Source organism: Streptomyces sp. NPDC019531 (assembly GCF_044903305.1).
Classification (GTDB): Bacteria; Actinomycetota; Actinomycetes; order Streptomycetales; family Streptomycetaceae; genus Streptomyces.
The window spans coordinates 116,049-125,569 of sequence record NZ_JBJDQL010000029.1; the positions used below are offsets into that span (position 1 = coordinate 116,049).

9 protein-coding genes are annotated in these 9,521 nt (G+C 71.5%); 5 read left to right on the forward strand and 4 right to left on the reverse strand.

Features of this window, described 5'->3' with window-relative positions; translation table 11 throughout:
• Nucleotides 1–145 precede the first annotated feature (145 nt).
• The 4 genes from gnd to ACI2L1_RS29175 are packed head-to-tail and all read right to left on the reverse strand — an operon-like array spanning nucleotide 146 to nucleotide 4,068.
• On the reverse strand, nucleotides 146–1,042 hold the full coding sequence (gnd, locus tag ACI2L1_RS29160; RefSeq protein WP_404742363.1) for a phosphogluconate dehydrogenase (NAD(+)-dependent, decarboxylating): 897 nt from the start codon (nucleotides 1,040–1,042) through the stop codon (nucleotides 146–148).
• Nucleotides 1,043–1,052: 10 nt separating this feature from the next.
• Nucleotides 1,053–2,021 (reverse strand): NAD(P)-dependent oxidoreductase, encoded by a 969-nt coding sequence (locus ACI2L1_RS29165; RefSeq protein WP_404742364.1) that lies wholly within the window; start codon nucleotides 2,019–2,021, stop codon nucleotides 1,053–1,055.
• Nucleotides 2,018–3,106, reverse strand: a complete 1,089-nt coding sequence (locus ACI2L1_RS29170; protein ID WP_404742365.1) for an NAD(P)-dependent oxidoreductase — start codon at nucleotides 3,104–3,106, stop codon at nucleotides 2,018–2,020. The genes ACI2L1_RS29165 and ACI2L1_RS29170 overlap by 4 nt, the downstream gene beginning before the upstream one ends.
• A complete protein-coding gene (locus ACI2L1_RS29175; protein ID WP_404742366.1) occupies nucleotides 3,106–4,068 on the reverse strand; it encodes a cyclase family protein in 963 nt (320 codons plus the stop codon). The genes ACI2L1_RS29170 and ACI2L1_RS29175 overlap by 1 nt, the downstream gene beginning before the upstream one ends.
• 181 nt (nucleotides 4,069–4,249) lie before the next feature.
• On the opposite strand from ACI2L1_RS29175, the gene ACI2L1_RS29180 reads away from it, so the two are divergent.
• The 5 genes from ACI2L1_RS29180 to ACI2L1_RS29200 form a co-directional block, all read left to right on the forward strand.
• A complete protein-coding gene (locus tag ACI2L1_RS29180; RefSeq protein WP_404742367.1) occupies nucleotides 4,250–5,041 on the forward strand; it encodes an IclR family transcriptional regulator in 792 nt (263 codons plus the stop codon).
• Between the two features lie 202 nt (nucleotides 5,042–5,243).
• Complete coding sequence (locus tag ACI2L1_RS29185; RefSeq protein WP_404742368.1) at nucleotides 5,244–6,806, forward strand: sugar ABC transporter ATP-binding protein; 1,563 nt, start codon at nucleotides 5,244–5,246, stop codon at nucleotides 6,804–6,806.
• The gene (locus ACI2L1_RS29190; RefSeq protein ID WP_404742369.1) at nucleotides 6,806–7,957 is read left to right on the forward strand and encodes an ABC transporter permease; all 1,152 of its coding nucleotides are present in this window, start codon (nucleotides 6,806–6,808) and stop codon (nucleotides 7,955–7,957) included. The genes ACI2L1_RS29185 and ACI2L1_RS29190 overlap by 1 nt, the downstream gene beginning before the upstream one ends.
• Before the next feature lie 95 nt (nucleotides 7,958–8,052).
• Nucleotides 8,053–9,186 (forward strand): substrate-binding domain-containing protein, encoded by a 1,134-nt coding sequence (locus tag ACI2L1_RS29195; RefSeq protein WP_404742372.1) that lies wholly within the window; start codon nucleotides 8,053–8,055, stop codon nucleotides 9,184–9,186.
• 171 nt (nucleotides 9,187–9,357) lie between these two features.
• Nucleotides 9,358–9,521, forward strand: a 164-nt coding sequence (locus ACI2L1_RS29200) for a hypothetical protein (RefSeq protein WP_404742373.1), incomplete at its 3' end; no start/stop codon positions are given.

Genomic DNA, 9,521 nt, shown 5'->3' on the forward strand with positions numbered 1-9,521 from the left:
GCTCGGGTCGGACCGCTGCCACAGCTCGGTCGCGTGGGCCGGGATCTCTTCGGCGGCGCATGTCACGGTCCGCCGCGGCATGTCTCTGCCGCGGCGGATGTCGGAGGGATGGCCGGGTCCTGTGTCCCCGGCCTGACAGGATGTGTCAGCCGTTGTCGGCCGAGGGCCCCTGCGCCGCGTGCACCGCGTGCCCGCCGAACTGCTGCCGCATCGCCGCCAGCGCCCTGAGCTGGGCGGCGTCCGGCTTGCGGGAGGCGAAGCGGGCGAAGAGCGCTGCGGTCATCGCGGGGGCGGACACCGCCAGCCGTACCGCCTCCTCGACCGTCCAGCGGCCCTCGCCGGAGTCGTCGACCCGGCCGGACAGACCGGCGAGACCGGAGTCCTGCTCCTGAGCGCGGACGAGAAGGTCGAGCAGCCAGGACCGTACGACCGTGCCGTGCCGCCAGGAGGCCAGCACCTTCGGCACGTCGGGCACGTACTCGCTGGCCTCCAGCAACTCGTAGCCCTCGGCGAGGGCCTGCATCATGCCGTACTCGATGCCGTTGTGGACCATCTTGGTGTAGTGGCCGGCGCCCACCGGACCGGCGTGGCAGATGCCGTCCTCCTCCGGGGCGAGTGCCTCCAGGAGGGGCCACACCCGGCGCACGTGCTCGTCCGAGCCGCCGCACATCACCGCGTAGCCGTTCTCCCGGCCCCAGACGCCGCCGCTGACACCGCAGTCGACGTAACCGACGCCGTGCTCGGCGAGCATCCGGGCGTGCTCGGTGTCGTCGCTGAAGCGGGAGTTGCCGCCCTCGACGACCACGTCGCCCGGGGACAGCAGGCCGGCCAGCTGACGGATCGCCTGGCGGGTGGGGTCCCCGGCCGGGAGCATGAGCCAGACCACGCGCGGGGCGGCGAGCTTGCCGACCAGTTCCTCAAGCGAGTTCACGTCACGGTCCGGGGAGGTGCGGCTGTAGCCGATCACCTCGTGGCCGCGGTCCCGCCAGCGGGCCGCCATGTTGCCGCCCATGCGTCCGAGGCCGACTATTCCTGTCTGCATTGCTCAGTCCTTAGAGGGGTGGTGCGGATGGGGTCTTCGAGGTGTGCTGCTCGGTGGAGGAGCCGTTGTCCTCACGCAGCAGCCGCAGGACGACGCTGTTGTCCAGGTCGCCGAGCCCTCGGTCGTCGACGGCCGCGTAGAGGCGGGCGACGGTGGCGGACAACGGCAGCTCGACGCCTGCGTCGTTGGCGCTGTCCAGGACGAAGCCGAGGTCCTTGAGGAGGTAGCGGGCGGGTCCGGACGGCGTGAAGTCGCTGTCGGCGAGGTGGCGGCGCTTCTGTGTGAGCACCTCCGAGGAGGCGAGGCCACCGGCCAGCACCTCCAGGAGAGCCGCCGCGTCGAGTCCGCCGCGCTCGCCGAGCACGACGGCCTCGGCGAGGGCCACCAGGGTTCCGGCGACGACGAGTTGGTTGCACGCCTTGGCGAGCGATCCCGCTCCGGTGTCGCCCATGCGGCGTACGGTCGAGCCCATGGCGGCCAGATACGGGCGGACGCGTTCGACGGCGTCCTCCGTTCCACCCGCCATGATCGACAGAGTGGCGTCACGGGCGCCGGTCACCCCACCGCTGACGGGAGCGTCGACGACGAGGACGCCGTGCGGACGCAGCTCCTCGGCGAGGGCGCGTACGGCGACGGGGGAGACCGTCCCCATCACGACGAGGGTGTCCATCGTCCGGCCCGCCGCGGCCGGGTCCAGGCCCGCGAGCAGTCCGTCCTGGCCGGCCCACACATCCCGGACCTGGGGCAGGTCGGGCAGCATGGTCACGACCGTCCGGGCACCCGCCGCCACCTCGGCCGGACTGCCCGCGGCACGGCAGCCGTCGGCGACCGCCGCGTCGAGTGGCGCGCCGCCGCGGTTCCAGGCCAGGACGTCGAAGCCGGCCTTGGCGAGGTTGGCGGCCATGGGAAGACCCATCGCGCCGAGCCCGACGAAACCGACCGTCTCGGAGCGGGCGGACGGGGCGGACGGGGAGTTCACGGGCGAGCCCCCGCCGGTGCGTGCTCCCCGGTGTCCGCCGCGAGCGCGCCCAGCCGTTCGGAGAGGTACGCGTGACCGAGGACATCCCGGTTGACGACGAAGCGCGGCAGCCGGCCGGTCGCCACGTCCAGCACCGCCCGGACCGCGCTGCCGCCGTTGCCGTCGGACATCTCGTCGGTCCAGGCCAGACTGTGCGGACTGAGGACGACGTTGTCCATGCTCAGCAGCGGGTTGCCCGGATCGGGCGGCTCGGTCTCGAAGACGTCCAGTCCGGCGCCTCTGATGCGGCCCGCCCGCAGTGCGTCGATCAGCGCCGGCTCGTCGACGATCGGGCCGCGGGCGACGTTGAGAAGGACGGCCGAGGGCTTCATCAGGGACAGTCGCCGGGCGTCCACGAGGTGTTTGGTCTCCTCGGTCAGGACGCACATCACGATCACCGCGTCCGCCTCGGCCATCACGGTGTCGGCGTCGGCGAGACGTACGCCGAGTTCCCGGGCGGTCTCCGGCGGGCAGTAGGGGTCGTAGGCGATGACTTCGGTGTCGAACGGCCGGAGCAGTCCGACCAGGTCGCGGGCGGTGTTGCCGAGCCCGAGCAGGCCGATGCGGCGGCCGGTGAGCCCGAGCCCCATCCACTGCTCCCGCTCGGACCAGCGTCCCTCGCGTACCAGCCTGTCCTTGGCGGTGACGTTGTGCAGGACCGCCAGCAGCATGGTGAGGGCGGCGGTGGCGACGGGCCGCCTGGCACCGTCCGGGGTGATGGTCACCAGGGCGCCGTGCCGTGTGCAGGCGTCGAGGTCGACGGCGTCGTAGCCGACGCCGAAGCGGGCGAACAGGAGCGGGGGTCTGGTGACGCCGGTGAAGGTGCGGGCGGTGACGGCGGGGCCCGCGAACAGGACGGCGTCGAGGCCGTCGATGTCCGGGGCGAGGAGCTCGTCGGTGTCCCGCGGCAGGTAGTGCCAGTCGACCCCGGCGGCGTCCAGGTCCCCGAGGCGGATGTCACCCCACACGTTGCGCCCGTCCGTGTCCAGGAAGTCGCGGCTGACCCCGACGGAGAACCGGCCGTCGGCCGGTCGGTGACCCGCCATCACAGCACCGCCACCGGGTTGACGGGCGAGCCCGTGCCGCCGGGGACGTTCAGCGGTGCCACCACGAGCAGGAACTCGTAGCGGCCCTCCGCCGCACAGGCGGCGGACAGCGCCTCCAGGTCGAGGTTGTCCAGGAGCGGTACGCCCATCGCGGTGATGGCGAGGGCGTGCACGGGGGAGTGCAGCCCCTCGACGGGAGAGGGCCGTACGTCGCTGTCTCCGTCCCCGCCGAGCAGGGAGATCCCGCGCTCGGCCAGCAGCGGTACGGCGTCCACGTGGAAGCCTGCGCTCAGGTTGTCCGGGTTCCAGGCGCCGAGTTCGGCGCGGCGCCGGAAGTGGCCGGAGCGCAGCAGCACCGCGTCGCCCTCGCCGATCGTCACACCCAGCGACTTCTCGGCGGCGGCGACGTCCTCGGCGTGCACGGCGGTGCCGGGCTCCAGCCAGTCGGTGCCCAGAACGGCGGGCAGGTCGAGCAGGACGCCCCGGGTGACGAGGGGGCCCAGTGCGGAGACGGTGCCGAAGTGGGCGCCGGCGGCGTCGACCACCTCGCGGGCGGTACGGCCGTCGTAGAGCTGCCCCCGATAGGCGATGTGGGAGAGGGCGTCCAGGTGGCTGACGCCCTTGCCGTGGTAGTCCACGGCGATGAAGTCCTTGTGGCAGGACGGTTCCGGGGCCTCGACGTCGCCGAGGTCGGACATGTAGTGCAGCGCGGGCTTGCCGTTGTCAGGGCCGGCCACCGTGTTCCAGGGCAGGGCCATCGGAACGGTGGTGCCGCTGCGGACCAGGGCGGTGGCACGCTGGACGTGGGCCGGGGTGACCCGGTTCCACGCGCCGCGGTCGGCGGGGGTCCAACTGCCCCAGGTCCGCAGGGCGTCGAAGAGGGAGTCGAACTCCTCGCGCGACAGCCGGGGACCGTTGTCGGGAAGAGGGGGAGGCGGGGAATCGGATGGGCTGCTGGTCATGAGGTGCTCAGCGCTCCAAGGCTCGGAGGGTGTCGCCGGCCGGCCCGGAAGGCACGCTACGGTCACAGGACTCGGCGAATCCCGATGACAAAGCACACGGCGACGGCATTGTCGTTCGGCGACAGACGAGAGACAATAACAACATGCTGAACGACGAACAGAATGATGGGTGGAATCGACGGTGAGCGCAAGCGACCCGGGAAGCCTCGTCCCGGCGGTGACCCGAGCGGTGGCGATCCTCGACGTGCTCGGCGAGGCGGAAGGCCGCCCGTTGTCGGTCAGTGAGATCGCGCGTGCCCTGGACCTGCCGAAGTCCTCGACGGGCAATCTCTGCGCCTCCCTGGAGGCGGCGGGCATGATCACGCGCAACGGTGCGGGCTTCGGGCTGGGGCGCAAACTGGTGGAACTCGGTGGCCGCTATCTGTCCACGGTGGACCAGTTGCGCGACTTCTACGAGTTGTGCAGGCGCAGCGCGCACATCTCGCGGGAGACGGCCCGGGTGGCCGTCCTGGACGGCCTGGACGTGCTCTACCTGGCCAGGTACGACGGCACCCAGCCGCTCAGGCTCACCGCCAACATCGGCGACCGCTTCCCCGCGAACTGCACGGCGACCGGCAAGGCCATCCTCTCCACGCTGGATCCGGCGGTGGCGGAGGACCGGCTGCGCGGTCGTACCCTGCCCGCGCTGAGCGAGCGGTCCATCACCTCGGTGCCCGCGCTGCTCAAGGATCTGGCCGAGGCCCGGGAGCGGGGTTACGCCGTCGACGACGAGGAGGCGACGGCGGGTGTCCTGTGTCTGTCCGTGCCGGTCGCCGGCTTCCGTACCGACTCGGCCCCCTTCGCGATCAGTGTCACCGTGCTCAAGGCGCGACTCGACGACGAGTTCCGGGAGGCGCTCCTGAAGGACCTGCGCACCATCGCGGCGGGGCTGGAGAACCCGATGCTCCCGCAGGGGGCGTCGGCGGGAGGGTGATGAGGTGAGGGCGTCCCGCCGACCCGCGGGATGATCGTTGCGACGGCGGCCGTACGGAACTCTTCCGTACGGCCGCCGTCATGTTGGGGCAACTTTGGGGCAACAAATGCCGACGAGAGTATTGACCAGAATGCTGTGAAGAGATCAGGATGCTGGTCGAGCCGATGGATTGGTCCTCGGCCTGTATCTCCCGGAGAAGTCCGTGAACGACGCTCCCGACGACACAGCCCCCAGTTCTCCGCCGCCCGAGGGGCACCCGGCCTCCCGACCGCTGGTGACGATCCGCGGTCTGCGCAAGCGGTTCGGCGGCACCCTCGCCCTCGCCGATGTGGACCTCGACATCCAGGCAGGCAGTGTCCTCGCCCTATTGGGGCACAATGGCGCAGGAAAATCCACACTTATCAAGATCCTCGCCGGTGTCTACCGCGCCGACGAAGGCCAGATCAACGTCGCCGGCCACCCTCTCGGTTCCTCCGCCGCGAGCGCCGAGATGTCCTTCATCCACCAGGACCTGGGTCTGGTGGAGTGGATGACGGTGGCCGAGAACGTCGCGCTGGGCACCGGCTACCCCCGCCGTGCCGGCCTCGTCTCCTGGCGGCAGGTGCGCCGACGCTGCACCGAAGCCCTGGAGATAGTCGCCGGCCACCTAGACCCGGACGCGGCCGTCGCCGACCTCACGCGCGCCGAGCGTTCCCTCGTCGTCATCGCCCGTGCGCTGGCCACCCGAGCCCGCCTCATCGTCCTCGACGAACCCACCGCCAGCCTCCCCGCCGCCGACTGCGCCCGGCTCTTCGACGTCCTGCACACCCTGCGCGACCGGGGCCACGCCATCGTCTACGTCAGCCACCGTCTCGACGAGGTGTACCAGGTAGCCGACCGCTACGCCGTCCTGCGCGACGGCCACCTCATCAGCCAGGGTCTCCTCGCCGACCACGGCCCCGAGCGGATCGTGCGCGACATCGTCGGTCACGAGCCGGAGAGCCACCGGCCCGCCGCCCCTCGCACCACGGGCGCCGCCACCGTGCTGCGTCTGACCGGCGCCAGCACCGAAGGCGCCGGCCCCGTCGATCTCGAAGTACGCGCCGGGGAAGTCCTCGGCATGGTCGGACTCACCGGCGCCGGACACATGGACCTCGGTCGCGCCCTCGCCGGGTCCCGGCCCCTCACCGGCGGCGAGGCGCAACTCGACGGCAGGCCCTACCGCCCCGGCTCGGTCTCCGCCGCCGTCGACGCGGGCATCGGCTTCGTCACCAGCAACCGCCAGGAGGAGGGCTGCGCCCTCGAACTCACCATCCGTGAGAACTTCCTGGCCAACCCCCGCGCGGACGCCCGCTCCCCCTGGCGCTGGATCAGCCCCGGACGGGAACGCGCGCAGGCCCGGTCGCTCGTCGAGCGGTTCGGGGTACGCCCCGCCGACTCCGAGGTACCCATCGCCACCCTCTCCGGCGGCAACCAGCAGAAGGTCATGATCGGCCGCTGGCTGCGCCTGAGCCGCCGCGTGGTGATCCTCGAGGAACCGACCGCCGGAGTCGATGTCGGCGCCAAGGCCGAGATCTACCGGCTCCTCGACGACGCCCTCGCCGAAGGCCTCGCCGTCCTGCTCATCTCCACCGACTTCGAGGAAGTCGCCGCCGTCTGCCAGCGCGCCCTGGTCTTCGTCCGGGGCAGCGTCACGGCGGAACTGTCCGGCGAGGACCTCACCGTCACCGAACTCACCCACGCCGCGTCGGCCATGCCGGCGCTGACCGGAACGGGCAACCACTGATGGCCACCGAGACCACATCCTCCCGCCGCGATCAGGGGACCACGACCGGCGACGCCACCGAATCAGCCGGGAGCGCGCGCACGGACGGCGGCTCCGCCACCGGACGGTCCGGCGGCAGCCGGGTGCGCGGCCACCTGATCGGCACCTACGGTCTGCTCACCCTCACCGTCCTGCTCTTCCTGGTCTTCTCCCTCGCCCTGCCGGACACCTTCCCGACCCTGGACAACATCTCCTCGATCCTGTCCAACCAGTCGATCCCGGCCATGCTCGCCCTCGGCGCGATGATCCCCATCGTCACCGGCAAGTTCGACCTGTCCGTCGGCTACGGCCTCGGCTTCGCCCACGTGCTGGCGATGCAGCTCATCGTGAACAACGGCTGGCCCTGGCCGATGGCCTGCCTCGTCGTCATCGTCGGCGGCGGCCTCGTCGGCGTCTTCAACGGGCTGCTGGTCGAGTTCGCCCGGATCGACTCGTTCATCGCCACCCTCGGCACCGGCAGCGTGCTCTACGCCCTCACCGGCTGGATCACCGACGGCGCCCGCATCGTCCCCGGCCCTCAGGGACTGCCCCCGGCCTTCACGGACCTGTACGACTCCAAGTTCCTCGGCCTTCCCGTACCCGCCTTCTACGTCCTGGGCCTCGCCGTCGTGCTGTGGCTGCTGCTGGAACGGCTGCCGCTCGGCCGCTACCTGTACGTCATCGGCTCCAACGCCCGCGCCGCCGACCTGGTCGGCATCCCCACCCGCCGCTACGGCATCTACGCCTTCGCCGGCTCCGGACTCGTGGTGGGTGTCGCCGGCGTCCTGCTCGCCGCCCAGCAGCAGATCGGCAACCCCAGCGTCGGCATGGACTACCTGCTGCCCGCCTTCGTCGGCGCCCTCCTCGGCTCCACCGCCATCAAGCCCGGCCGCGCCAACGCCGCCGGCACGGTCGTTGCGGTCGCCATCCTCGCCATCGGCCTCGCCGGCATTCAGCAGCTCGGAGCCGAGTTCTGGGCCACCTCCCTGTTCAACGGCGGCACCCTCCTCCTCGCCGTCGGCCTGGCCGGCTACTCCGCCCGCCGCAGGCTGCGCGCCGGCGCCAACGCCACCCGCAAGTCGCTGTCCGAGCCCGCGCCGAGCACCCCGGCCGCGTCCGCGGACCAGGCCTGAGAAAGCCCGGTGCGGGGGCCCTCCCGCCCCTTCACCTCACCAACCCTCCCCGTACGTCAGCAAGGAGCCCGTCCGTGTCGTACCACCACACCCGCATGGCACCGCTGAGAGCTGTGGCCGCACTCGCTGTCGTCACCGCCTTCGCCGCGGGCTGCACCCGCGGTTCGGAAGCCGGTACCGCCACCGCCGCCGCCGGCACGAAGGCCGGCTGCCCCACCGCCCTCGCCAAGGCCAAGGCGGCGGTCAAGGCCGCCGAGGACGTCAACGCCCCCTGGGACGGCCCCACCACCGGCCCCAAGGCCGTCGCCGGCAAGACCATCGTCTACGTCGCCCAGAGCATGACCAACCCGGGAGTCGCCGGAGCCGCCGAGGGAGTCAAGGAGGCCGCCAAGGCCATCGGCTGGAACGTACGGATCATCGACGGCCAGGGCACCCCGGCCGGCATCCAGGCCGCGCTCAGCCAGGCCGTCGCCGTCAAGCCCGACGGGATCGTGCTGTCCGGCTTCGACCCCAAGTCGACCGCGCAGCAGGTCGCCCAGGCCAACGCCGCCGGCATCCCGCTGATCGGCTGGCACGCCGTGGACGCCCCCGGCCCCAGCACGGCCCCCAAGCTCTTCAGCAACATCACCACCAAGGTGCAGGACGTCGCCAAGATCAGCGCCGACTGGATCATCAGCCAGTCCAACGGCAGGGCGGGCGTGGTGGTCTTCACCGACGCCTCGATTCCCTTCGCCAAGGGCAAGTCTGACCTGATCGAGAAGGAACTCGCCACCTGCTCCGACGTCAAGGTCCTGACCACGTCGAACATCCCCATCGCCGACGCCAGCAGCCGCACCCCCCAGGAGGTGTCCGCCCTGCTGTCCCGCTTCGGCACGAAGTGGACCAACTCGGTGGCCATCAACGACCTCTACTTCGCCGACGCCGCCCCGGCGCTGCGCGCGGCGGGCAGGCAGGGCAACTCGGCTCCCTTCAACATCGGCGCGGGTGACGGCGACCCGTCCGCTTTCCAGCGCATCAACAGCAAGCAGTTCCAGACGGCGACGGTTCCCGAGCCGCTGTCCGAGCAGGGCTGGCAGATCGTCGACGAGTTCAACCGCGCCTTCGCCGGCAAGCCCGCCAGCGGCTATGTCGCTCCGGCCCACATCACCACGGTCGACAACAGCGGCAGCAAGTCGGCCTGGGACCCCAGCGGGTACCGCGAGGCGTACCGCAAGGTCTGGGGGAAGTAACCCGGCCGCCCCGAGCCGACCACAGGCCGCCCTTCCCGCTCGCGCGAGCGGGAAGGGCCCGGTCGCGCCCGCCTCTGCCGGAGGGGGCCGCCGTCGCATGCCCTCTCCCGTCTCGCCGTTCCTTCTCTCCTTCGCATACTTTGGAGTCAGTCCGTGAACCCGTCCCCGCCCGTGGACGCATCCCGCCCCGCCTCCGTCGCCGCCTTCGAGTGGACCGAGTTGGACCAGCGGGCGGTGGATACCGCTCGCGTCCTGGCCGCCGACGCCGTACAGAAGGTCGGTAACGGCCATCCGGGTACGGCGATGAGCCTGGCTCCGGCCGCTTACACCCTCTT

What these genes read in the sequence shown, in the direction of transcription:
- gnd (WP_404742363.1), bottom strand. Translation starts at nt 1,042, where the DNA reads ATGCAGACAGGAATAGTCGGCCTCGGACGCATGGGCGGCAACATGGCG.
- ACI2L1_RS29170 (WP_404742365.1), bottom strand. Translation starts at nt 3,106, where the DNA reads ATGGCGGGTCACCGACCGGCCGACGGCCGGTTCTCCGTCGGGGTCAGC.
- ACI2L1_RS29175 (WP_404742366.1), bottom strand. Translation starts at nt 4,068, where the DNA reads ATGACCAGCAGCCCATCCGATTCCCCGCCTCCCCCTCTTCCCGACAAC.
- ACI2L1_RS29190 (WP_404742369.1), top strand. Translation starts at nt 6,806, where the DNA reads ATGGCCACCGAGACCACATCCTCCCGCCGCGATCAGGGGACCACGACC.
- ACI2L1_RS29195 (WP_404742372.1), top strand. Translation starts at nt 8,053, where the DNA reads ATGGCACCGCTGAGAGCTGTGGCCGCACTCGCTGTCGTCACCGCCTTC.